The sequence below is a fragment of the Klebsiella sp. 1SOBk5mer genome, from assembly GCF_046603115.1.
Lineage (GTDB): Bacteria > Pseudomonadota > Gammaproteobacteria > Enterobacterales > Enterobacteriaceae > Klebsiella > Klebsiella quasipneumoniae.
On the sequence record NZ_JBKIUU010000008.1, the window covers coordinates 110595 to 133800 of the forward strand.

Annotated in this window: 22 protein-coding genes; 12 read left to right on the forward strand and 10 right to left on the reverse strand. The window is 58.3% G+C overall.

The window, feature by feature from the left end; genetic code table 11:
- Nucleotides 1-104: 104 nt before the first annotated feature.
- The 4 genes from ACLH1U_RS18225 (at nucleotide 105) to ghrB (ending at nucleotide 4174) form a co-directional block, all read left to right on the forward strand.
- Nucleotides 105-854 carry a sugar phosphate isomerase/epimerase family protein gene (locus ACLH1U_RS18225; protein ID WP_044525022.1) on the forward strand — a complete coding sequence of 250 codons (750 nt, stop codon included), beginning with the start codon at nucleotides 105-107 and terminating at the stop codon, nucleotides 852-854.
- A 3-nt stretch (nucleotides 855-857) separates the two neighbouring features.
- On the forward strand, nucleotides 858-1793 hold the full coding sequence (locus tag ACLH1U_RS18230) for a sugar kinase (RefSeq protein WP_008806889.1): 936 nt from the start codon (nucleotides 858-860) through the stop codon (nucleotides 1791-1793).
- 104 nt (nucleotides 1794-1897) lie between these two features.
- Nucleotides 1898-3178: an MFS transporter gene (locus ACLH1U_RS18235; protein WP_004205006.1), complete on the forward strand. Its 1281-nt coding sequence runs from the start codon at nucleotides 1898-1900 to the stop codon at nucleotides 3176-3178.
- A gap of 24 nt (nucleotides 3179-3202) precedes the next feature.
- Nucleotides 3203-4174, forward strand: coding sequence for a glyoxylate/hydroxypyruvate reductase GhrB (gene ghrB, locus ACLH1U_RS18240; protein ID WP_023291320.1), 972 nt, complete (start codon nucleotides 3203-3205; stop codon nucleotides 4172-4174).
- A 108-nt stretch (nucleotides 4175-4282) separates the two neighbouring features.
- Here the strand turns inward: ghrB and ACLH1U_RS18245 are convergent, their stop codons facing one another.
- Nucleotides 4283-4993 carry a DUF3053 domain-containing protein gene (locus ACLH1U_RS18245; RefSeq protein ID WP_002921929.1) on the reverse strand — a complete coding sequence of 237 codons (711 nt, stop codon included), beginning with the start codon at nucleotides 4991-4993 and terminating at the stop codon, nucleotides 4283-4285.
- Nucleotides 4994-5153: 160 nt separating this feature from the next.
- Between ACLH1U_RS18245 and ACLH1U_RS18250 the strand changes: the two genes are divergently transcribed.
- From ACLH1U_RS18250 to cspA, 4 genes are all read left to right on the forward strand, one after another.
- Entirely contained in the window at nucleotides 5154-5441 is a 288-nt protein-coding gene (locus ACLH1U_RS18250; RefSeq protein WP_064158052.1) for a hypothetical protein, read from the forward strand.
- Nucleotides 5434-6789 (forward strand): MFS transporter, encoded by a 1356-nt coding sequence (locus ACLH1U_RS18255; RefSeq protein WP_065805284.1) that lies wholly within the window; start codon nucleotides 5434-5436, stop codon nucleotides 6787-6789. Before ACLH1U_RS18250 ends, ACLH1U_RS18255 begins: the two co-directional genes overlap by 8 nt.
- Nucleotides 6790-7033: 244 nt before the next feature.
- A complete protein-coding gene (locus ACLH1U_RS18260) occupies nucleotides 7034-7324 on the forward strand; it encodes an HTH-type transcriptional regulator (RefSeq protein WP_004205010.1) in 291 nt (96 codons plus the stop codon).
- Between the two features lie 252 nt (nucleotides 7325-7576).
- The gene (gene cspA / locus ACLH1U_RS18265; protein ID WP_000014594.1) at nucleotides 7577-7789 is read left to right on the forward strand and encodes an RNA chaperone/antiterminator CspA; all 213 of its coding nucleotides are present in this window, start codon (nucleotides 7577-7579) and stop codon (nucleotides 7787-7789) included.
- Between the two features lie 98 nt (nucleotides 7790-7887).
- Here the strand turns inward: cspA and ACLH1U_RS18270 are convergent, their stop codons facing one another.
- The 5 genes from ACLH1U_RS18270 to ACLH1U_RS18290 all read right to left on the reverse strand — a co-directional run bounded on the left by ACLH1U_RS18270 (nucleotide 7888) and on the right by ACLH1U_RS18290 (nucleotide 13704).
- Complete coding sequence (locus ACLH1U_RS18270) at nucleotides 7888-9507, reverse strand: ATP-binding cassette domain-containing protein (RefSeq protein ID WP_411299387.1); 1620 nt, start codon at nucleotides 9505-9507, stop codon at nucleotides 7888-7890.
- A gap of 301 nt (nucleotides 9508-9808) precedes the next feature.
- Nucleotides 9809-9961 carry a type I toxin-antitoxin system toxin HokA gene (hokA, locus tag ACLH1U_RS18275; RefSeq protein WP_032454338.1) on the reverse strand — a complete coding sequence of 51 codons (153 nt, stop codon included), beginning with the start codon at nucleotides 9959-9961 and terminating at the stop codon, nucleotides 9809-9811.
- A gap of 325 nt (nucleotides 9962-10286) precedes the next feature.
- Entirely contained in the window at nucleotides 10287-12356 is a 2070-nt protein-coding gene (glyS, locus tag ACLH1U_RS18280) for a glycine--tRNA ligase subunit beta (RefSeq protein ID WP_023291325.1), read from the reverse strand.
- 9 nt (nucleotides 12357-12365) lie between these two features.
- The gene (gene glyQ, locus ACLH1U_RS18285; RefSeq protein ID WP_023291326.1) at nucleotides 12366-13277 is read right to left on the reverse strand and encodes a glycine--tRNA ligase subunit alpha; all 912 of its coding nucleotides are present in this window, start codon (nucleotides 13275-13277) and stop codon (nucleotides 12366-12368) included.
- Between the two features lie 127 nt (nucleotides 13278-13404).
- Complete coding sequence (locus ACLH1U_RS18290) at nucleotides 13405-13704, reverse strand: YsaB family lipoprotein (RefSeq protein WP_072096573.1); 300 nt, start codon at nucleotides 13702-13704, stop codon at nucleotides 13405-13407.
- A gap of 179 nt (nucleotides 13705-13883) precedes the next feature.
- Between ACLH1U_RS18290 and ACLH1U_RS18295 the strand changes: the two genes are divergently transcribed.
- Nucleotides 13884-14879 (forward strand): acyltransferase, encoded by a 996-nt coding sequence (locus tag ACLH1U_RS18295; RefSeq protein ID WP_048335541.1) that lies wholly within the window; start codon nucleotides 13884-13886, stop codon nucleotides 14877-14879.
- A 27-nt stretch (nucleotides 14880-14906) separates the two neighbouring features.
- Here the strand turns inward: ACLH1U_RS18295 and yiaA are convergent, their stop codons facing one another.
- The 4 genes from yiaA to xylA form a co-directional block, all read right to left on the reverse strand.
- Nucleotides 14907-15350 carry an inner membrane protein YiaA gene (gene yiaA, locus ACLH1U_RS18300; protein ID WP_411299388.1) on the reverse strand — a complete coding sequence of 148 codons (444 nt, stop codon included), beginning with the start codon at nucleotides 15348-15350 and terminating at the stop codon, nucleotides 14907-14909.
- A gap of 33 nt (nucleotides 15351-15383) precedes the next feature.
- Nucleotides 15384-15755 (reverse strand): inner membrane protein YiaB, encoded by a 372-nt coding sequence (gene yiaB / locus ACLH1U_RS18305; protein ID WP_032454341.1) that lies wholly within the window; start codon nucleotides 15753-15755, stop codon nucleotides 15384-15386.
- 168 nt (nucleotides 15756-15923) lie between these two features.
- Entirely contained in the window at nucleotides 15924-17378 is a 1455-nt protein-coding gene (gene xylB / locus ACLH1U_RS18310) for a xylulokinase (protein WP_065805290.1), read from the reverse strand.
- 92 nt (nucleotides 17379-17470) lie between these two features.
- Complete coding sequence (xylA, locus tag ACLH1U_RS18315; RefSeq protein ID WP_032454343.1) at nucleotides 17471-18793, reverse strand: xylose isomerase; 1323 nt, start codon at nucleotides 18791-18793, stop codon at nucleotides 17471-17473.
- Nucleotides 18794-19288: 495 nt separating this feature from the next.
- Between xylA and xylF the strand changes: the two genes are divergently transcribed.
- The 3 genes from xylF (at nucleotide 19289) to xylH (ending at nucleotide 23049) form a co-directional block, all read left to right on the forward strand.
- On the forward strand, nucleotides 19289-20284 hold the full coding sequence (gene xylF / locus ACLH1U_RS18320; RefSeq protein ID WP_023291333.1) for a D-xylose ABC transporter substrate-binding protein: 996 nt from the start codon (nucleotides 19289-19291) through the stop codon (nucleotides 20282-20284).
- Nucleotides 20285-20348: 64 nt separating this feature from the next.
- Entirely contained in the window at nucleotides 20349-21890 is a 1542-nt protein-coding gene (locus ACLH1U_RS18325; protein WP_044525029.1) for a xylose ABC transporter ATP-binding protein, read from the forward strand.
- Entirely contained in the window at nucleotides 21868-23049 is a 1182-nt protein-coding gene (xylH, locus tag ACLH1U_RS18330) for a xylose ABC transporter permease XylH (protein WP_017900029.1), read from the forward strand. Before ACLH1U_RS18325 ends, xylH begins: the two co-directional genes overlap by 23 nt.
- Nucleotides 23050-23206: the final 157 nt, after the last annotated feature.

The following is a 23206-nucleotide window of genomic DNA, read 5'->3' on the forward strand; positions in this document are numbered from 1 at the left end:
TCGTGATGCCGATCATAAATTAAACATCTCGCCCTTTCTTATGGAACCGATACCATCTAGCGTAATAAGGAGATTAAGCAACAAACGCCGGGAGTAAGAGCGCGATGGCCAGAAAAATTATTGTCGTTACCGCTGCGTATGGTAATGACCATGTTAAATCCTTAGGCGGCCAGGCCGCCGTCCTGCCGTTTATCGCCGACGCCGGCGCGGACGGCGTCGAAATCCGCCGCGAGCTGTTCAGCGCCGAAGAGCTCAACGCCCTGCCGACGCTGGCCGCCACCATTGAGCGCCACGGCCTGCTGGCCTGCTACTCCGCGCCCCAGGCGCTGTTCGCCGACAACGGCGAGCTTAACCCGCATCTCCCGACGCTGCTCGCGGAAGCGCAGACTCTTAACGCCCTGTGGCTGAAGCTCTCCCTTGGCCATTTCCGCCACAACCAGCAGCTCGACGAACTGCGCCATATCCTCAGCGACAGCGGCATGGCGCTGGTGGTGGAGAATGACCAGACCGACTGCGGCCAGCTGGCGCCGATGCAGCGCTTCAAAGCCGCCTGTCGGGTGCATCAGCTGCCGATCACCTTAACGTTTGATATGGGCAACTGGCTGTGGGTCGGCGATTCGCCGGAAGAGGCCGCCCGCCATCTTGCGCCGGCGGTCAGCTATATTCATGTAAAAGCGGCGGAGCCTCATCAGGAGAAATTCCGCGCTGTGCCGCCGGATCAGGCCGCCGACCGCTGGCTGGCCCTGCTCGATAATCTTCCCGCCGACGCGCCGCGTGGAATCGAGTTTCCGCTGACTGGCCATGACCTGACGGCCGTGACCCGCCGCTACGTCAACCTGTTACGCGAGGAATAAGCCGTGGAAAATTTAGATGTCATCACCATCGGCGAAGCTATGGCCATGTTTGTCGCCACCGAAACCGGCGATCTGGCCGAGGTGGAGCATTTTATGAAACGTGTCGCCGGCGCTGAGCTGAACGTCGCCACCGGCCTGGCGCGCCTGGGTCTGAAGGTCGGCTGGGTCAGCCGCGTCGGCAACGACAGCTTTGGCCGCTTCGTACTGCAATCGCTGGCGAAAGAGGGGATCGATAGCCACGCTGTCGCCATCGACAACCGCTTCGCTACCGGTTTCCAGATGAAATCGAAAGTCGAAAATGGAACCGATCCCATTGTGGAATATTTCCGTAAAGGTTCTGCCGCCAGCCATCTGTCGCCGGACGATTTTCGCGCCGACTACTTCACCAGCGCCCGTCATCTGCACCTGAGCGGTGTGGCCGCCGCGCTCTCTGAAAGCTCATATGCGCTGCTGGAGCATGCGGCGAAGGTCATGAAAGCCGAGGGCAAAACCCTCTCTTTCGACCCCAATCTGCGGCCGGTGCTGTGGAAAAGCGAAGCCGAGATGGTGGAGAAACTCAACCGTCTCGCCTTCCAGGCTGACTGGGTTTTGCCAGGCTTAAAAGAGGGCGTCATCCTCACCGGCCAGCAGACCCCGGAGGGGATCGCCGATTTCTATCTCTCGCGCGGCGTCAAGGCGGTGGTCATTAAAACCGGCTGCGACGGCGCCTGGTTCAAGAGCGCCAGCGGCGAACAGGGAACGGTTGATGCCATCAAAGTCGAAAACGTCGTCGATACCGTCGGCGCCGGCGATGGCTTTGCTGTCGGGGTGATTAGCGCCCTGCTGGAAGGCAAAACCCTGCTTCAGGCGGTGAACCGCGGCAATAAAATCGGTTCGTTGGCCATTCAGGTCCAGGGCGACAGCGAGGGGCTGCCCACCCGCGACGCGCTGGGCGAATAACATTTATACGCAACCATAACAGCCGTCCTGTACCCTACCTGCAGCGCGGCACAGCAGCGTCCGTTTCGACGGACGTATGTCACCTCATTGACAGAGGCAAGCCTATGAATAGCTCAACAAATGCAACGAAACGCTGGTGGTACATCATGCCTATCGTGTTTATCACGTATAGCCTGGCGTACCTCGACCGCGCCAACTTCAGCTTCGCCTCCGCGGCAGGCATTACCGAAGACCTGGGCATCACCAAGGGGATCTCCTCCCTGCTGGGGGCCCTGTTCTTCCTCGGCTACTTCTTCTTCCAGATCCCCGGCGCTATCTATGCGGAGCGCCGCAGCGTTCGCAAACTGATCTTTATCTGCCTGATCCTGTGGGGCGGCTGCGCCTCCCTGACCGGGATTGTGCATAATATCCCGGCGCTGGCGGCCATTCGCTTTATCCTCGGCGTCGTCGAAGCGGCGGTGATGCCGGCGATGCTGATCTATATCAGCAACTGGTTCACCAAATCCGAGCGCTCAAGGGCCAACACCTTCCTGATCCTCGGCAACCCGGTGACGGTCCTGTGGATGTCGGTGGTCTCCGGCTACCTGATTCAGGCCTTCGGCTGGCGGGAAATGTTCATCATCGAAGGGGTGCCGGCGGTGATCTGGGCCTTCTGCTGGTGGGTGCTGGTGAAAGATAAACCGTCGCAGGTATCCTGGCTGGCGGAGAGTGAAAAAGCCGCGCTGCAGGAACAACTGGATCGTGAACAGCAGGGCATCAAAGCGGTGCGTAACTATGGCGAGGCCTTCCGCTCCCGCAACGTGATCCTGCTCTGCGCTCAGTACTTTGCCTGGAGCATCGGCGTGTACGGTTTTGTACTGTGGCTGCCGTCGATTATCCGCAGCGGCGGCGAAAATATGGGGATGGTGGAAGTGGGCTGGCTCTCTTCGGTTCCGTACCTGGCGGCGACTATCGCCATGATCGTGGTCTCCTGGGCCTCCGATAAAATGCAGAACCGTAAACTGTTCGTCTGGCCGCTGCTGCTGATTGGCGGACTGGCCTTCATCGGCTCCTGGGCGGTCGGCGCCAACCACTTCTGGGTCTCTTACACCCTGCTGGTGGTGGCTGGTGCGGCAATGTATGCGCCTTACGGCCCCTTCTTCGCCATTATTCCGGAAATGCTGCCACGCAACGTCGCCGGCGGCGCGATGGCGCTGATCAACAGCATGGGCGCCCTGGGCTCCTTCTGCGGCTCGTGGTTTGTCGGCTACCTGAACGGCGCCACCGGCAGCCCCGCAGCTTCCTATATTTTTATGGGGGTGGCGCTTTTCGCCTCAGTATGGCTGACTTTGATTGTTAAGCCTGCTAATAATCAAAACCTTCCACTTGGCGCTCATCACGCCTGAACGACTCACACTACGGAGATTCGCATGAAGCCGTCTGTCATTCTCTATAAAACGCTTCCCGACGACCTGCTACAGCGTCTGGAGGAGCACTTTTCCGTCACTCAGGTGAAAAACCTGCGGCCGGAGACCGTTTCGCAGCACGCTGAGGCCTTCGCCCAGGCTGAGGGCCTGCTGGGCTCCAGCGAAAAGGTTGACGCCGCGCTGCTGGAGAAGATGCCGAAGCTGCGTGCGACCTCCACCGTGTCCGTTGGCTATGACAACTTCGACGTCGAGGCGCTGAACGCCCGCCGGGTGCTGCTGATGCATACCCCGACCGTGCTGACCGAGACCGTCGCCGACACGATCATGGCGCTGGTGCTGAGCACCGCCCGCCGGGTGGTGGAAGTGGCGGAGCGCGTCAAAGCGGGCGAGTGGACGAAGAGCATTGGGCCAGACTGGTTCGGCACCGACGTACACCATAAAACCTTAGGTATCGTCGGCATGGGCCGCATCGGCATGGCGCTGGCGCAGCGCGCCCACTTCGGGTTCGGCATGCCGATCCTGTACAACGCGCGCCGCCAGCATCCACAGGCAGAAGAGCGCTTCAACGCCCGCTATTGCGATCTCGATACCCTGCTGCAGGAAGCCGATTTTGTCTGCCTGATCCTGCCCCTGAGCGAAGAGACCCACCATCTGTTCGGTCAGGCGCAGTTCGCCAAAATGAAGTCTTCCGCCATCTTTATTAACGCCGGGCGCGGCCCGGTGGTCGATGAGCAGGCGCTAATCGCCGCCCTGCAGGCGGGGGAGATTCACGCTGCCGGCCTTGATGTCTTCGAGCACGAGCCGCTGGCTAAAGATTCGCCGCTGCTGAGCCTGCCGAACGTCGTCGCGCTGCCGCATATCGGCTCCGCCACCCATGAGACGCGCTACAACATGGCGGCCTGCGCGGTGGATAACCTGATCGATGCCCTGAACGGCAAGGTCGAGAAAAACTGCGTCAATCCGCAGGTAAAATAAGCCATAAAAAAACCCGGGTAGCGGCGGCCATCGCCCTCCCCGGGTTCTTTTTGCATTCTGTCCGTCATCCAGCCCGTTCGCCGCAGCTCACGTCAGCCAGACGGGGCATTAGCGGGTGGCGTTCACCGCCGCCGTCCATGCCTGATTAAACGCCTGATGCTGCGCCGCCAGCGGCCCAATCAGCGCATTATACTGGCTGGCCTGCTGCGAGGTCGGGAACTGAATGCCGTTGGCCACAAAGCTCACCTGGGTCCCCTGCTGAGCGACAAAATCTCCCACCTGAACCAGCTGCTGGGTAAAGATCTGCGCGGCCGGGATCAGCGGCTGCAGCGCGTCGGCTGGCGCGGTGACGACCTTGGCGTATACCTGATCGAAGACCGGCTTGAGATCGTCAGCCTGCTTCAGAGCGCCATGCGCGGCATCAGCCTGCATTTTGGCATTCTGCAGCTGCTGGCTGAGCACGCCCAGCGCGCCGTTCGCCTGACGCAGCGGCTCGCGCTGGGTCATATAGTCCTGCGGAACGCGGATCGCATTGACGCTATCCACCACCGGGCGCAGACCAGCGTCCATCGCCTGGCTCACCTGCTGCGAGTAGCCGTAGATCACCGCGTAGTCAGAGACAAACGGCCCAAACTGTTTTTTCTGATCGGCGGTCAGCGTCGGCAGTCGTTCACCGCTACGCATCGCCGTATTCTGCAGGAAGTCGATAAACGCTTTGCGCTGATCGCCCTCTTTATCAAAACACCCACTCAGGCTAACCACCATTAATAAGGCCGCCATAGCCGCAAACCAGCGAGAGCAGGACTTTCCTGTCGCCATTTTTTTACTCCTTTCAGCCAAAAAAAGCGCACAAAGACACACACGTGCCAGACGCTGACAAGGATAGTCCAGCTCGGCCTCGCAGGATACCTTTTACTGCTAATCTTACGCAGGAAAAACGCCATTCCATACGCCGCTATCGCCGCCTGGCGCGTCTGTTATGCGCATCACAAATATGCGCTTTAAATCAGGCCGACGCATATCACGTAACTTATTGATATTCTTTAAACAAAAAATCCATCAACCGGCGCCTCGCCCGGAAGCGGACGATAATCGCACGCTTTGGCGCGCGCCCGGATTGCCTGGTCAGCGCTTCAATGATTTGATGAATGAGCGATTAACGGCGATGCGTTCGATTATCGCACAAATCAAACTCAATGACGCGAAGGCGACGATAATAACAAACCTCTGTCCCTCGCTCAGTCTGCCAGGAAAGCCGTATGACTAAGACAACCATCGACATTCAGGCCTTTATCAACGAGCACCCCTTCACCCGCTACCAGTGGATGATCCTCGCGCTCTGCTTCATCACCGTCGCGATGGACGGGTTCGACACCGCGATCATCGGATTCATCGCCTCCGACCTGGTCCAGGAGTGGGGCGTGGAAAAATCCGCCCTCGGCCCGGTGATGAGCGCTGCGCTGGTGGGCCTGGCCGTCGGCGCGTTAACCGCGGGACCGCTGGCTGATCGTATCGGCCGCAAGAAAGTGCTGATTATGTCGATCGTGGTGTTCGGCGGATTCAGCCTGCTCACCGCTTTTGCCTCCAGCCTTAACCAACTGACGCTGCTGCGCTTTCTGACCGGCCTGGGCCTTGGCGCAGCGATGCCCAATGCCGCCACGTTAATGAGCGAATATGCGCCGGAGCGCCGTCGGGCGCTGCTGGTGAACCTGATGTTCGTCGGCTTTCCGATGGGATCGTCGCTGGGCGGCTTTTTATCCGCCTGGATGATCCCGCACTATGGCTGGCAGAGCGTGCTGGTGCTGGGCGGCGTGATGCCTCTCCTGCTGGCGGTGGCTTTAATTTTCCTGCTGCCGGAGTCCGCCCGCTATCTGGTGGTGAAGCGTCAGCCGGCGCAGCGCATTGCCGCCATCCTGCGGCGTATCGCGCCGCTGCCGGAGGCGGTGGAATTTGAGCTGCGCGAAGCAGGCCAGGTGAAAGAGAAGTCGGCTATCGGCGTCATTTTCTCCCCGCGCTACGCAGTGGGTACCGTGATGCTGTGCCTGACCTACTTCATGGGTCTGCTGATCTTCTATCTCCTGACCAGCTGGCTGCCGCTGCTGATCCGTGAAACCGGCGCATCGATGAGTCAGGCCTCAATTATCACCGCTCTGTTCCCGCTCGGCGGCGGAATTGGCGTGCTGATCCTCGGCGCCCTGATGGACAAGATCAACCCCAATAAGGTAGTGGCCGTCGGCTGGCTGCTGACCGGCGTTTTCGTCTGTCTGGTCGGCTTCTCCACCAGCAGCCTGGCGCTGATGGGAGTGATGGTGTTTATCGCCGGCAGTATTATGAACGGCGCGCAGTCGTCGATGCCGGCGCTGGCGGCAGGCTTCTACCCGACGCAAGGGCGCGCCACCGGCGTCGCCTGGATGCTGGGTATCGGCCGCTTCGGCGGGATCCTCGGTGCGTTCAGCGGCGCCTTCCTGATGCAGGCCCAGCTCTCTTTTGAGACCATTTTCACCCTGCTGGCCATCCCGGCGTTCCTGTCAGCCATCGCGCTGCTGATTAAATACCGGGTCAGTAAATCAGCGCCCGTGGCGACAGAGGACGCGAGAGGTCTGCAGAAAGCCTGATCGATAAGCCGGCGGCCCGCGCCGGCTTTGCCGCTTTTTTCTTATCCGTTTACAAAAATTTTCGAAGCCACGCCATCGCGTTAGTAATCATTCTCTTAGGCCCCGTTGCCGTTTGGCTGACGGGGCCGATTCGATAACCTGCTGGCAAATAATCACGGACGTTACCATCCTTTACGCCTTTTTCTGACTATTCTTAAAGAGCTTTAGAAAAATCTCTTCCGCTGTGTGATAAAAGGAGTTCTCAATGGAATATAAAGATCCCGTGTTTGAACTGCTGAGCAGCCTGGAACACATCGTTTTTAAGGACGATAATCAGACACTTACCTCAAACCGTAAGTCCACTGTGTTTAGTGAATTTGAACAGCTGCGTAAAGGCACTGGACTTAAGATTGACGACTTCGCCAACGCCATGGGCGTGAGCGTCGCCATGGTAAGAGAGTGGGAGTCGAGACGGGTAAGACCGTCCCCCACAGAGCTGAAATTAATGCGCCTGATTCAGGCCAATCCTCAGCTTTCAAGACAGTTACTCGATTAATCCAGCGCGCAGCGGCAAGGGCCAGTAAGGGAGCTTTTGCCGCTGCGCCGTAAAAAAAAGTTTGCTATCAGGTGCTGAACGTGCGTTAATGCTCGCAGGTTTGATGTACAGACCACAGAGCAGTCGAATAGAGCAGTCCTTCTAAGGTTATCCAAAGATACCCCCGTAGTGAACTTTCCCTTTATCGCTTTAAATCTGTAGTCCAGACCGCTACGCCGCAAGGCTCACTTATTTTTTTAAAGGTAATTCACTATGTCCGGTAAAATGACTGGTATCGTAAAATGGTTCAACGCTGACAAAGGCTTCGGCTTCATCACTCCTGACGATGGCTCTAAAGACGTGTTCGTACACTTCTCTGCTATCCAGAACGATGGCTACAAATCCCTGGATGAAGGTCAGAAAGTCTCCTTCACCATCGAAAGCGGCGCTAAAGGCCCGGCAGCTGGCAACGTAACTTCTCTGTAAGTTCAAGCCGCTAAGAATCGAGAATCCCTGCCTGATGGCGGGGATTTTTTTTATCTGTCGCCAGCCGCCGCCAGCATACGATGGCGGCTGCCGGGCATTCAGAGTCGGGTATCGTGCCAGCCCGTTTCCCCCCACGTCAGGCTGTGGGTGAGTTTCAACCCCTGCAGAAACGCCTCGTCATGCGACACCACCACCAACGCGCCGGGAAACGTCGCCAGCGCACACTCAATGGCCTGTGTCGACGCTAAATCGAGATGGTTGGTCGGCTCATCGAGCAACAGCAGCTGGGCCGGATCGCGTCGCCAGAGCACGCAGGCCAGGGCCGCTTTCAGGCGTTCGCCGCCGCTGAGCGCCGCCAGCGGCAGGTTGACCTTATCGGCGCCCAGCTGCAGCTGCGCCAGACGGGTCCGCAGCAGCCCCTCATCCAGCGGAGTATCTTCCAGGCTCAGATGCGTTATCACCGATAACGACAGATCCAGCTGCGTCAGATGTTGATCCAGATAAGCGGCGCTCACCGACAGCCGGGCATCGCCTGAGGCGGCCTGCTCCAGCCCCAGCAGCGTTTTCAGCAAGGTAGTTTTGCCGCAGCCATTCGGCCCTCGCAGCGCGACGCGCATCGGACCATCCACGCGCCAGTCCAGCGGCGCAGCGGGGGAATGGGCGAGTTGCAATGCTTCCACGACCAGCACCTGCTTGCCCGCCGCCACTTCGCTGCCTGGCAGGGTGAACATCACCGGCGTATCCTCTTCCACCCGCTCTCGCGCCTGCTGCACAGCGCCATTCAGACTGCTGTTCTGTTCACGATGCTGACGGCGCAGCGTTCCCGGACGCTCTTTTGCCGCGCCTTTGTACTTCACGCGTTCGAAAGAGGCGATATTCAGGGTATCAACGGTACGCAGTGTCTGCGCCGAGCGCCGCTGGGCAGCATCATGCTCTTTTTGCATTCGCGCGCGGGTGCGTCGCCGCTCGGTCGTCGCATGGTCCAGCGCCGCGCGCGCCGCCTGCTGCTCCGCCTCGCGCTGCCGCTGATATTCGTCATAGTTGCCGCCGTAGCTGCGCAGCGCCGTCGGCGTCAGCTCGATGATCCTCGGCATCCGCGCCAGCAGTTGACGATCGTGGCTGGCGATCAAAGCTCCGCCGTGCCAGTTTTCCAGTTGCTGATAGAGCCACTCTCGCCCCTCACTGTCCAGATGGTTGGTGGGCTCATCCAGCAGCAGATAATCGGCGCCCGAAACAAAGGCGCCGCACAGCAGGGCCTTCATCCGCTCGCCGCCGCTGAGTGAAAAAGCGGGACGCTCGGCAGAGAACGGCGGGAGACCGGCATCACGGAAAGCTAAACTCAGGCGATCGGGGAGATCCCAGTGGCCATCCAATAGCTCGAAATCGTCGGCCAGTCCATGACCCTGTTCAAGGCGGTACAAGGCGTCAAAGACCGGCGCATAGCCCAGCAGCGTAGCGAGGGTGGTCTCCGGCGTAAGCGTCGGCTGCTGCGCCACCCAGGCAATGGAAGCCGCGCGCTCGATATGGCCACCGGCAGGAGAATCAAGGCCCGCCAGCAGGCGCAACAGACGCGACTTACCGACGCCGTTCCGGCCGACCAGACCGCAAAGGGACGGTTCCAGCGAGACGCTGAGAGGACCAAACAGGGTCTGCCCCGTCGCAAACTGACAGGTGACCTGATGTAAAACAAAAGCGGGGATGTGGGCGCAATGAGCCATAAGCACTCCTGAATGAAATCAATACTCCCCTACCCGCAACGTCTGCGAGGTAAGGCGTGAAGTTCATCAGTCGTGTTTGTTCATTTGTAGGGCGCGCTCCAGTGAGACGAGGGATTCGTCGGGGCATAGGATAGCCACACTCCGCTATGAATTTCAAGCCCGTTTAATTCAACAATCGTTTAAAAATAAAAAGGCCTCCTGATATCAGGAGGCAAATGATTTATTTGGTGAACAATGAAAGGGTGCATTGAGAATGCCTGACACTGCAAGCATAGTGGGGATAGATCCCCGCCAGATGCTCTTACTGTTTACTATCACAGGCTAAGAATGCCACCAGCTCACTATTTCCCTGCCTGAGCTGTAATTCACATAGCGAATCACGAACCATCCAGGTCAATAATAAAACAGTGAAGCAAATCACTATTAAGCCAAACAACAGATACTTTCGCGACACTCCTCGCCTCCCGTGTTGATTTTCAACAAGTAAGAGGCTACGCTTATGGTGTTTATGCATTAGGGGAGCCTCACTTTGATGACTATCAGGTGGGGCTTTTCTCTGTCTGTCTCCCGCTGAATACCTGAGACACACAGTCTCAAGCACCCGCCGCCATTCTAGCGTAAATAACTTGCGGAATTATGTTTATATATTCTTAAAATATTTTTTATTGATCAATGAAAATAATGAAAATATCAACACCTGAATTATTAGCGGTTCGACCACTTATATTTCAGGTATAAAAAAACCTGCCCTGAGGCAGGTTTTTTTATTACCGATACGCTTACTGCAGCAGAGAAATATCCGCCACCTGCAGGAACAGTTCACGCAGTTTGGACAGCAGCGTCAGACGGTTGATGCGGACATCTTTGTCTTCGGCGTTGACCATCACGTTTTCGAAGAACTCATCCACCGGCTCGCGCAGGGCGGCCAGCTCAATCAGCGCATCCTGATAGCGGCCTGCGGCGAAGTACGGCTGCAGCTTGTCGCGCAGCACCACCAGATTGCCCGCCAGCTTAATTTCCGCCGCTTCTTTCAGCACGGAAGCGTGAACGATGTCGTTCAGCGTCTCGTCGGATTTCGCGAGGATGTTGGAGACACGTTTGTTCGCCGCCGCCAGCGCAGAGGACTCTTCCAGGGTACGGAAGTGCGATACGGCTTTCATGCGCGCATCGAAATCCGCCGGGCGGGTTGGACGACGCGCCAGTACCGCCTGGATAGTGTCGACGCCGTAGCCTTCGTCCTGATACCAGGCGCGGAAGCGGCCCAGCATAAAGTCGATCACGTCATCAACCACGTTAGCGTTGGTCAGCTTCTCACCGTACAGACGCACCGCTTCTTCGGTCAGCGTTTGCAGATCGAGGTTCAGGTTCTTCTCGACGATGATACGCAGGACGCCCAGCGCGGCGCGGCGCAGCGCAAACGGGTCTTTATCGCCTTTCGGGTGCTGGCCGATACCGAAGATACCCGCGAGGGTGTCCATCTTATCGGCAATCGCCACCGCGCAGGCCACCGGGTTAGACGGCAGCGCGTCGCCGGCAAAGCGCGGCTGATACTGTTCGTTCAGCGCCACGGCCACATCTTCCGCTTCGCCATCGTGGCGCGCGTAGTGCATCCCCATCACGCCCTGGGTGTCGGTGAACTCGAAGACCATGTTGGTCATCAGGTCGCACTTGGACAGCAGGCCCGCGCGGGTCGCGTGGTTCACGTCAGCGCCAATCTGCTCGGCAATCCAGCCCGCCAGCGCCTGAATGCGATCGGTCTTGTCGCGCAGCGTACCCAGCTGCTGCTGGAACAGCACGGTTTCCAGACGCGGCAGGTTGTCTTCCAGACGTTTTTTACGGTCGGTGTTGAAGAAGAACTCGGCGTCGGCCAGACGCGGACGGACCACCTTCTCGTTACCGGAGATGATCTGCTGCGGATCTTTCGACTCGATGTTGGCGACGAAGATGAAGTTCGGCAGCAGCTTACCGGCGTTGTCGTAAACCGGGAAGTACTTCTGGTCGCCCTTCATGGTGTAAACCAGCGCTTCAGACGGCACCGCGAGGAATTTTTCTTCGAACTTCGCCGTCAGCACCACCGGCCATTCCACCAGCGAGGTGACTTCTTCCAGCAGGCTTTCGCTCAGATCGGCTTGACCGCCAATCTTACGCGCCGCCTCTTCCGCATCGGCTTTGATTTTGGCTTTACGCTGTTCGTAATCGGCGATGACTTTACCGCGCTCCAGCAGGATCTGCGGGTACTGGTCGGCATGGTCGATGGTGAATTCCGGCTCGCCCATAAAGCGATGGCCGCGGATCACGCGATCGGACGGGATACCGAGGATAGTAGCCGGGATCACCTTGTCGCCCAGCAGCAGCGTGACGGTGTGAACCGGGCGCACGAAGTGGACGTCAGACGCGCCCCAGCGCATCAGTTTCGGGATCGGCAGCTTCGCCAGCGAGCTGGCAATCATGTTCGGCAGCAGCGCTTCGGTGCTTTCGCCCTTCACATGGGCGCGATACAGCAGCCACTCGCCTTTGTCCGTAGTCAGACGTTCGGCCTGATCGACGGTAATACCGCAGCCGCGCGCCCAGCCTTCGGCCGCTTTGCTTGGCTTGCCTTCGGCATCGAACGCCTGGGCAACGGCCGGGCCGCGTTTTTCCACTTCGCGATCGGCTTGCGCCGCCGCCAGGTTGGCCACCTTCAGCGCCAGACGACGCGGGGCGGCAAACCATTCCACTTTACCGTGCGCGAGGCCGGCGTTATCCAGCTCCGCGGTCACGTTCGCAGCAAAAGATTCCGCCAGGCTGCGCAGCGCTTTTGGTGGCAGCTCTTCAGTGCCGATTTCCACCAGAAAAGTATTCTCAGACATGGCCGCCTCTTATTTATTCTTGTTGCACATCGGGAAGCCGAGCGCTTCACGGGAAGCGTAGTACGCTTCCGCCACGGCTTTCGTCAGGGTGCGAATGCGCAGGATATAGCGCTGACGCTCGGTGACGGAGATGGCTTTACGCGCATCCAGCAGGTTGAAGCTGTGAGCCGCTTTCAGAATGCGCTCGTAGGCCGGCAGCGGCAGCGGGGTCTCCAGCGCCAGCAGATGCTGGGCCTCTTTCTCATACTGCTCGAAGCAGGAGAAGAGGAAATCGACGTCGGCGTATTCGAAGTTATAGGTGGACTGCTCCACTTCGTTCTGGTGGAACACGTCGCCGTAAGTGGTTTTACCCAGCGGGCCATCGCTCCAGACCAGGTCGTAGACGCTGTCGACGCCCTGGATATACATCGCCAGACGCTCCAGGCCGTAGGTGATCTCGCCGGTCACCGGCTTACACTCCAGGCCGCCCACCTGCTGGAAGTAGGTGAACTGCGTCACTTCCATGCCGTTGAGCCACACTTCCCAACCCAGACCCCAGGCCCCCAGCGTCGGGTTTTCCCAGTTGTCTTCGACGAAGCGAATGTCGTGAATGGTCGGGTCCATACCCAGCTCTTTCAGCGACCCGAGGTACAGCTCCTGGATGTTGTCCGGAGAAGGCTTAATCACCACCTGGAACTGATAGTAATGCTGTAAACGGTTCGGGTTTTCGCCATAGCGGCCATCGGTTGGACGACGGGAAGGCTGTACGTAGGCGGTCGCCATCGGCTCCGGCCCTAACGCGCGCAAGCAGGTCATCGGGTGAGAGGTGCCGGCGCCGACTTCCATGTCCAGTGGTTGAACAATGGTGCAGCCCTGACGAGCCCAGTAATCCTGTAAGGTCAGGATCAGGCCCTGGAAGGTCCTGGTATCAAACTTTTGCATATGATTTCGTGCTGGATACGTGTGGATTTAAAGGAAGGAGTCAGTATACCCGCTGGCTGCGAGATATACAGTACGAAACGGCGTAGTTTCAGGAAAACGGACGAAATTTACGCCAGGCGGGGTCGATTCAGCGCATCGAAAGATGCATAAACTGGCCGTCGGGGTCAAAGGAACAGATGAAACGTTCATTCTTGCCGGTACGACCCGACAGCTCATAGCTCGCCTGGAATTGTTCAAGATGGTTCACGTCAACTAACTGCGTTTGCGTGTTATAGCGGATAGCGGCCTGATCCTTGCAAAGCTGCGCCATATTGAGCGTAGTTTGCGGTGTAATATGCGCGCGCTGCGCCTTTTGCGCCGGCGGGGAAACGGTCTCGCTGCAGCCCGCAAGGAGCAGCGCCAGCATTATGGAAACGACACCTTTCACCACGTTCTCCTCCACCGCCTTGTCAGCAAGTTGTTATCGCAAAGATCCAGTATTACAGGTATTTTGCGAATATCATGAAACAGCGACAAGTCTGTGATCAAAAACTCAGACTAATCTCGTGCGACACCGGGGCATAAGGCGGGTCAGACCTTATATCGCCAGTAGACTTTGAGGGACTGATGCAAGAAAAGATACACTGGATCACCAACCTGCGCGGCATTGCCTGCATGATGGTGGTGATGATCCACAGTACCAGCTGGTATATCACTCATCCGCATGCGATTACCCTGCTGCAATGGGATATCGCCAATCTGCTCAATTCCGCTTCCCGCGTCAGCGTACCGCTGTTTTTTATGATCTCGGGGTATCTGTTTTTTGGGGAACGCAGCGCCCAGCCGCGCCATTTCTGGCGGATTGGCCTGTGCATTGCTTTCTATAGCGCGCTGTCTCTGCTGTATATCGCGCTGTTTACCCATATCAACGTCGAGCTGTCGTTAAAGAATTTGCTGCAGAAGCCCGTCTTCTACCACCTGTGGTTTTTCTTTGCTATCGCCGTTATCTATCTGCTCTCGCCGCTTATTCAGGTTAAATCCGTCAACGGCAAAATGCTGCTGGCGCTGATGGCGATCCTCGGCATTCTGGCCAACCCCAACATGGTTGGCGTCAAAGCCGCCGGGATTGAGTGGCTGCCGGTCAACCTCTATATCAATGGCGACACCTTTTATTACGTGCTCTACGGCGTGCTGGGCAGGGCTATTGGCACCCTGGATACCGATAAAAAATGGCTGACCCCGCTCTGCGCCGCGCTGTTCCTCGCCGCCGTGTGGGTCATCTCCCGCGGCACGCTGCATGAGCTGCGCTGGCGCGGGGACTTCGGCGACACCTGGTATCTCTACTGCGGGCCGGCGGTGTTCGTTTGCGCGGTCGCCCTGCTGACGCTCGCCAAAAACTGGCTGAACGCGCGTCCCCTGCCCGGTATCGAATGTATTGCACGTCATTCTCTGGGAATTTACGGCTTCCATGCCCTGATTGTGCATGCGCTGCGCGCCAGCCATCTGGAACTGAGCCGCTGGCCGCTGCTGGATATTGTGTGGATTTTCAGCGCCGCCCTGCTCGGCAGCCTGCTGCTGTCCGGCCTGGTGCAGCGGGTTGATAGCCGGCGGCTGGTCAGTTAACGACCTGCCGCCGAGAGCGGGCCCGACTCACAGTTCAGGCCCCTCTTCCTGCACGCTGAGAGGCTCTCTTAAACGGGTCGGGTCCCAGGCATCACGCACGTTTTTCTGCACCGCAACGGCGCCAAACAGGCTCAAAAAGTACGCCAGTCCATAGAACCCTTTCTCGCTGAGCAGCAGACTGGCGTTCCACAACCCGATAACCAGCAGGCCAACGGCGATGACGAAGGCCACCAGACAGGTGGTGTAGTACAGCGCGGTGGTCGGAATGGCTTCATATTTATCGCGCACCGTCTTCTGATAAGACGCTGCGGCAAACAACCCCAGCACCAGGACAGCAAAATAATAGCCTTTTTCATTCAACTGCATATCCGCATTCCACAGGCCGACCAGATAGGTGGCGATGCCGCCGATCAGGGCAATCCAGGAGATTAAATGAAAGGCCGGAGAATACGTCGCGTGCTTGTTTTCCATTACTTTTACCTCTTACGCGCCCACGGATGGCGCTTATTCCGTTTTTTGCATCGCGCAGGCGACGCGGATCCGTTCGGGGGTTGCCGATGCGCCATATAAGCAGACAAACCATGCCGCGATATAGACGGCTTTTTCATGCCAGCCTGCCGGCACATACCAGGCGCCCACCAGCAGCAGGCCGACCGATAGCAGCAGCACCAACCGGCATAAGGCAATAAAACCGTCGTCCTGTTCCTGCCACCGTCTGGCGCGCTGATGGGCGAGGACGGCAAACATCCCCATCACCAGTACGCCGAGAAAATAACCTTTACCGCTAAACAACGGGCAGGTTCGCCAGATACCGAGCAGATAAACCAGCGATCCTGCTGCCATCATCACCCTGGCAATATTGCGTTTTGTGTTCATCTCACCTCCCTGGTCGACAGGGGCTGATTATGACCGACTCCCCCGGCGATGCCTCAGGTTACGCACGGCCAAACGGAGATTTCGGAATAAACAAATACGCTTTTTTGGATGGATGTAGCCGGGACATTCAGGGAAGTAATCCGCCCGGCGTTGCCGGACGGACTGAGGCTATGACATCAGCGGTTTCAGCTGCTGATAAATCTGGCGGAAGGTTTCCCGCTGTGGCGCATAGTGGGCCACTCGGCGATCGTCCGGGCGATGCGCTTGCTCAAGCGGCAGCGGCGTCAACAGCCCGGCGCGGTTGGCTTCGCCGTGCACCGCCAGCTGCGCCAGCCTGGCCGCCCCCAGCGCCGGGCCGACGTCGCCCCCGGTACGATAATCGAGCTGCTGGCCGCTGATATCCGCCAGCATTTGTCGCCAGTAAGCGCTACGCGCCCCGCCGCCGATAAGGGTGATGCTCTGCGGCTTGATGCCGCAGGCGTGAACCACGTCCATGCCGTCCGCCAGCGCATAGCCCACCCCCTCCAGCACCGCCCGCGCCAGCTCTGCCGGCCCATGCTGATGCGTCAGGCCGAAGAAGACGCCCTTGGCCTGCGGGTTGTTGTGCGGCGTGCGTTCGCCCGACAGATAGGGCAGGAACCACACCGGACCAGCGCTCTCGTCGGCTGACTGCGCCGCCGCAATCAGCGCCGGCACGCTGGCGAGACCGGTTAATTTCGCCGCCCAGTCCAGACAGGAAGCCGCGCTGAGCATCACCGACATCAGATGCCAGCGGCCCGGCAGCGCATGGCAAAAGCTATGCACTGCGCTTTCAGGCTTGCTGAGGAACCCTTCGCTGACCGCGAAATACACACCTGAAGTGCCCAGCGACAGCATCGCCTGACCGGCATCGGCCATGCCGACCCCGACCGCGCCGGCGGCGTTGTCGCCGCCGCCCCCTACCACCAGCGCCTGTGGCATATTCCACGCCTGCGCCACCTCCGGACGCAGCTGCCCGGTGACGTCGCTGCCTTCAAACAGCGCCGGCATCGCGTCCCGGCTGAGATCGCAGGCGGCGAGCATCTCATCGCTCCAGTCGCGTCGGGCGACGTCCATCCACAGGGTACCGGCGGCGTCAGACATATCGCTGGCAAGCTCGCCGGTCATCCGCAGACGCAGATAATCCTTCGGCAACAGCACTTTATCGACCTGGCTGAACACCGCCGCCTCGTGGCGCTGCACCCACAAGAGCTTCGGCGCCGTAAAGCCCGGCATCATCAGGTTGCCTGTGATTTGCCGGGAAGCGCTGACTTTTTCCTCCAGCAGCTGGCACTCTTCGCCGCAGCGGCCGTCATTCCATAAAATGGCAGGACGCAGCACCTGTAGCGATTTATCCAGCAGGGTGGCGCCGTGCATCTGCCCGGCGATCCCCAGCGCCTTCACGTCGCGCAGACTATGCTGCGCGCCCAGGGCTTTCATCGCCGTGTCCGTAGCCTGCCACCACTGCTCGGGATCTTGTTCCGACCACAGCGGATGCGGACGCGAGACGGTGAGTTTTTCGGTATGCGATGCCACCACATCACCCTGCTCATTGAGCAGAATGGCTTTGACGCCCGATGTCCCCAGATCGATGCCGATATACATACTACCTCTCCTTAAACGCGCGCCACGGCTGAGCGTGGCGCGAACAGAGCATCCTGGTGGCGGTCCCGGTCACGCCGGGCGCCGCCGCATGATTACTTGTCAAACAGATAATGGTTGACCAGGTTTTCCAGTTGTTCCTGCTGGCCGCTGCGATGCTGCGGCGCCAGCTGATGCTGAGCGGCGTACTGGGCAATGTCGCTGAGGGCCATCTGCCCGTTAAGGATCTGCTGCCCCAGCTCGCCGTTCCAGCCGGCGTAGCGTTTGGCCACGCGTTTATCCAGCTCACCGTCTTCGATCATCCGCGCCGCGACCTTCAGCGACAGCGCCATGGTATCCATCGCGCCGATATGGCCGTAGAACAGATCGTATTTGTCGGTGCTCTGACGGCGCACTTTCGCATCAAAATTGAGGCCGCCGGTGGTGAAGCCGCCCGCTTTGAGAATTTCATACATCACCAGCGCGTTCTCTTCGACGCTGTTCGGGAACTGGTCGGTATCCCAGCCCAGCTGCGGATCGCCGCGGTTGGCGTCGACGGAACCGAACAGCCCCAGCGCGATGGCCGTCGCGATCTCATGATGGAACGAGTGGCCGGCAAGGGTCGCATGGTTGGCTTCAATGTTCAGTTTAATCTCTTTTTCCAGACCAAACTGCTTGAGGAAGCCGTACACGGTAGAGGCGTCATAATCATACTGATGCTTGGTAGGCTCCTGTGGTTTGGGCTCGATCAGCAGCGTGCCTTTAAAGCCGATTTTATGCTTATGCTCCACCACCAGCTGCATAAAGCGGCCTATCTGTTCACGCTCCTGGCGCAGGTCGGTATTCAGCAGGGTTTCATAGCCCTCGCGACCGCCCCACAGGACATAGTTTTCGCCGCCCAGCTGATGGGTGGCATTCATGGCGGTAACCACCTGGGTGGCCGCCCAGCTAAACACTTCCGGGTCCGGGTTGGTGGCCGCGCCGGCGCCGTAGCGCGGGTTGGTGAAGCAGTTTGCGGTCCCCCACAGGAGCTTGACGCCGCTCTGCTGCTGCTTCTCCGCCAGCACCTCGACCATCCGGGCGAAGTTATTGCTGTACTCCTTGAGCGAACTCCCTTCCGGCGAGACGTCAACGTCGTGGAAGCAGTAGTAAGGCACGTTGAGTTTATGGAAAAATTCGAACGCCACATCGGCTTTGCGTTTGGCCATCTCCAGGGCGTCGCCAGGCTGCTGCCATGGGCGGTCGAAGGAGCCCACGCCAAACATATCGGCGCCATTCCAGCAGAAGGTGTGCCAGTAACAGGCCGCAAAACGCAGATGATCTTCCATCCGTTTGCCCAGCACCAGTTCATCCGGGTTGTAATGACGGAAAGCCAGCGGGTTAGCGGATTTCGGGCCTTCGTAACGAACGCGATCGAGTTGATCGAAATAGGTCTGCATAGAGAACTCCATATTCAGAGATGCGGCGAATAACCAATCAGATACCCTAAATAATTCGAGTTGCAGGAAGGCGGCAGGAGCGCGAGTCCCCGATAACCAGGGGGCGAAGCAACGAATGTCACCAACACACCTACAACTTGAAGTATGACGGGTTTAAGCCAATATAGAATTTCGCTTTCATTTTCCTCAATTACGTTATTTCACACCGCCATTGAGAGAATCCACAAACGTGCGCCAGCTCGCAAAAATAATATCGGCGCGTTCTTCTGCCGTCCTGTCAGAGAGGTCCAGTGCAATAATAAGAGTGTGCATGAATAAAATACGATCGCCGTCATAATTTGCGCATTAAACGAAATTTCATAACTGCAAAATAAGAACCGGTAATTGCCAGCCCTGCTTTCCGCGTTAAGAATCTGTAACGTATCCGCAACCTCATGTATCAAACATTATTTTTCCGTTCGTCTTACCTACCCTTACAAAAAAGGTATCGTTATTATGAAGATAAAGAACCTTTGCCTTACGCTTTGCGCCAGCTCCCTCCTGCTCGCCAGCATGGCGGGGATGGCGAAAGAAGTGAAGATTGGCATGGCCATCGACGATCTGCGTCTGGAACGCTGGCAGAAAGACCGCGATATTTTCGTCAATAAAGCGGAATCCTTAGGCGCCAAAGTTTTTGTCCAGTCCGCCAATGGCAATGAAGAAACGCAGATGTCGCAAATTGAAAACATGATCAACCGCGGCGTCGATGTCTTAGTCATTATTCCTTATAACGGTCAGGTGCTCAGTAACGTTATTAAAGAGGCTAAGCAGGAAGGTATTAAAGTGCTGGCCTATGATCGCATGATTAATAATGCCGATATTGATTTCTATATTTCTTTCGACAATGAAAAAGTCGGCGAAATGCAGGCGCAAAGCCTGGTCGACAAAGTGCCGCAGGGTAATTATTTTCTGATGGGCGGCTCGCCGGTGGATAATAACGCCAAGCTGTTCCGCGCCGGCCAGATGAAGATCCTCAAGCCGTATGTCGATGAGGGCAAAATTAAGATTGTCGGCGATCAGTGGGTTGACGGCTGGCTGCCGGAAAACGCGCTGAAAATAATGGAAAACGCGCTGACGGCGAATAATAACAAAATCGATGCCGTGGTGGCCTCCAATGACGCAACCGCCGGCGGCGCCATCCAGGCCTTAACCGCCCAGGGGCTGGCAGGCAAAGTGGCGATCTCCGGTCAGGATGCTGACCTGGCGGGCGTGAAGCGCATTATTTCCGGTACCCAGACGATGACCGTCTATAAACCGATTACCACCCTGGCCACCAACGCCGCCGAAATCGCCGTTGAGCTGGGCAACGATAAGCAGCCGAAGTCTGACACCACGCTGAATAACGGCTTAAAAGATGTCCCTTCGCGCCTGTTAACGCCAATTGAAGTGAATAAAGAGAATATCGACGCCACGGTGATAAAAGACGGTTTCCATAAAAAGAGTGAACTGTAATGGCTGACGCCCCGCTACGGGGCGTCATTTTCATCCCGCCGGATATCACTTTTGCGGAGTCTTTATGGCCTGGCTACTCGAAATGAAGAACATCACCAAAACCTTCGGCGCCGTTAAGGCCGTGGATAATGTCAGCCTGCGCCTGAACGCTGGCGAGGTGGTCTCGTTATGCGGTGAAAATGGTTCGGGAAAATCGACGCTGATGAAGGTGCTGTGCGGTATCTATCCGCACGGAAGCTATGAGGGCGAGATTATTTTTGCCGGCGAAACGCTGCAGGCAAACCATATTCGCGATACTGAACGCAAAGGCATCGCCATTATTCATCAGGAGCTGGCGCTGGTGAAACATCTCACCGTGCTGGAGAACATTTTCCTCGGCGCCGAAATATCCCGCCACGGCCTGCTGGATTATGAAACCATGACGCTGCGCTGCCAGAAGCTGCTGGCGCAGGTCAATCTGCCCATTTCGCCCGACACCCGCGTCGGCGACCTCGGCCTCGGTCAGCAGCAGCTGGTGGAGATCGCCAAGGCGCTGAATAAACAGGTGCGCCTGCTGATCCTCGACGAACCAACCGCCTCCTTAACCGAACAAGAGACCGCGACGCTGCTGGCGATCGTTCGCGATCTGCAAAACCACGATATCGCCTGCATCTATATTTCGCACAAGCTCAATGAGGTCAAAGCGATCTCCGATACGATCTGCGTGATCCGCGACGGCCAGCATATCGGCACCCGCGACGCCAGCGGCATGAGCGAAGACGACATCATCACCATGATGGTTGGCCGGGAGCTCACCGCGCTCTATCCCAGCGAACCGCACGCCCACGGCGAGGAGATCCTGCGGGTCGAACATTTAACCGCCTGGCACCCGGTAAACCGTCATATTAAACGGGTCAACGACGTCTCGTTTTCCCTGCATCGCGGGGAGATCCTCGGCATCGCCGGGCTGGTCGGCGCCGGACGGACCGAGGCGGTGCAGTGCCTGTTCGGCGTCTGGCCGGGGCGCTGGCAGGGGGAGATCTTCATTGATGGCCAGCCGGTCAGCATCACTAACTGTCAGCAGGCCATTGGCCACGGCATCGCCATGGTGCCGGAAGACCGCAAAAAAGACGGCATCGTGCCGGTGATGGCGGTGGGTAAGAACATTACCCTGGCGGCGCTCAGCCAGTTCACCGGCGCGATGAGCAGCCTGGACGACGCCGCCGAGCAGCACTGTATTGAGCAGTCCATTCAGCGATTGAAAATTAAAACCTCCTCGCCGGAGCTGGCGATTGGCCGCCTGAGCGGCGGCAACCAGCAAAAGGCGATTCTGGCCCGCTGTCTGCTGCTGAATCCGCGCATTCTGATCCTCGACGAACCCACCCGCGGCATCGATATCGGGGCGAAGTATGAAATTTATAAACTGATTAACCAGCTGGTGCAGCAGGGCATCGCGGTCATTGTCATTTCATCCGAACTGCCCGAGGTGCTTGGTCTTAGCGATCGGGTGCTGGTCATGCACGAAGGCAGGCTAAAAGCCAATTTGGTTAATCAACATCTGACCCAGGAACAGGTGATGGAAGCCGCGCTGAGGAGCGAACGCCATGTCGAAGAACACGTCGTCTGAAATCAAACTTACCCCAACCGCCCCCACCGCCCTGCCGGCGCTGAAGGGGCTGAACCTCCAGGTCTTCGTGATGATCGCCGCGATCGTCGTCATTATGCTGTTTTTCACCTGGGTTACCGATGGCGCCTACCTGAGCGCGCGCAATATTTCCAACCTGCTGCGCCAGACGGCCATCACCGGCATCCTCGCCGTCGGCATGGTGTTTGTGATTATTTCGGCAGAAATCGACCTGTCCGTCGGCTCGATGATGGGGCTGTTGGGCGGCGCCGCGGCGATCTTTGACGTCTGGCTCGGCTGGCCGCTGCCGCTCACCATTCTGGTGACGCTGGTGATGGGGCTACTGCTCGGCGCATGGAACGGATGGTGGGTGGCCTATCGCAAGGTCCCCTCGTTTATCGTCACCCTCGCCGGGATGCTGGCGTTTCGCGGCATTCTGATCGGCATCACCAACGGGACCACCGTCTCGCCCACCAGCCCGGCGATGGCGCAGATCGGCCAAAGCTACCTGCCAGATGGCATTGGCTTTGGCATCGGCGTTGTCGGCATGGCGGCGTTCATTATCTGGCAGTGGCGCGGACGGATGCGTCGGCAGGCGTTAGGTCTGGCGACCGCATCCTCCACCGCGGCCGTTGGCCGCCAGGCCATTACCGCGGTGATTGTGCTGGGCGCAATCTGGCTGCTCAATGACTATCGCGGCGTGCCGACGCCGGTACTGATCCTCGCCGCCCTGCTGCTGGCAGGCCTGTTCATGGCCACTCGCACCGCCTTTGGCCGCCGCATCTACGCCATCGGCGGCAACCTGGAGGCGGCACGTCTGTCCGGGATTAACGTCGAGCGTACCAAGCTGGCGGTGTTTGCCATTAACGGCCTGATGGTCGCCATTGCCGGACTGATCCTCAGCTCGCGCCTTGGCGCGGGCTCCCCCTCGGCGGGCAACATCGCCGAACTGGACGCCATCGCCGCCTGCGTCATCGGCGGTACCAGCCTGGCGGGCGGTATCGGCAGTGTCGCCGGGGCGGTAATGGGGGCGTTTATTATGTCGGCCCTGGATAACGGCATGAGCATGATGGACGTCGCCACCTTCTGGCAATATATCGTCAAAGGCGCCATTTTGCTGCTGGCGGTGTGGATGGACTCCGCCACCAAGCGGCGCGCGTAAGGAAGCGCTCTCTGAAGAATGTCTGAATTCTTTGCGCTACCACCAAACTTCGCCATAAGGCGCTTGAAATATCTCGGGCATTAGCCGGTAGTGTATACCCAACAGCATTCGGGTTGCCGACGGCGCATCCCAGCCGCGTATCGCGTACGTGGCTGGG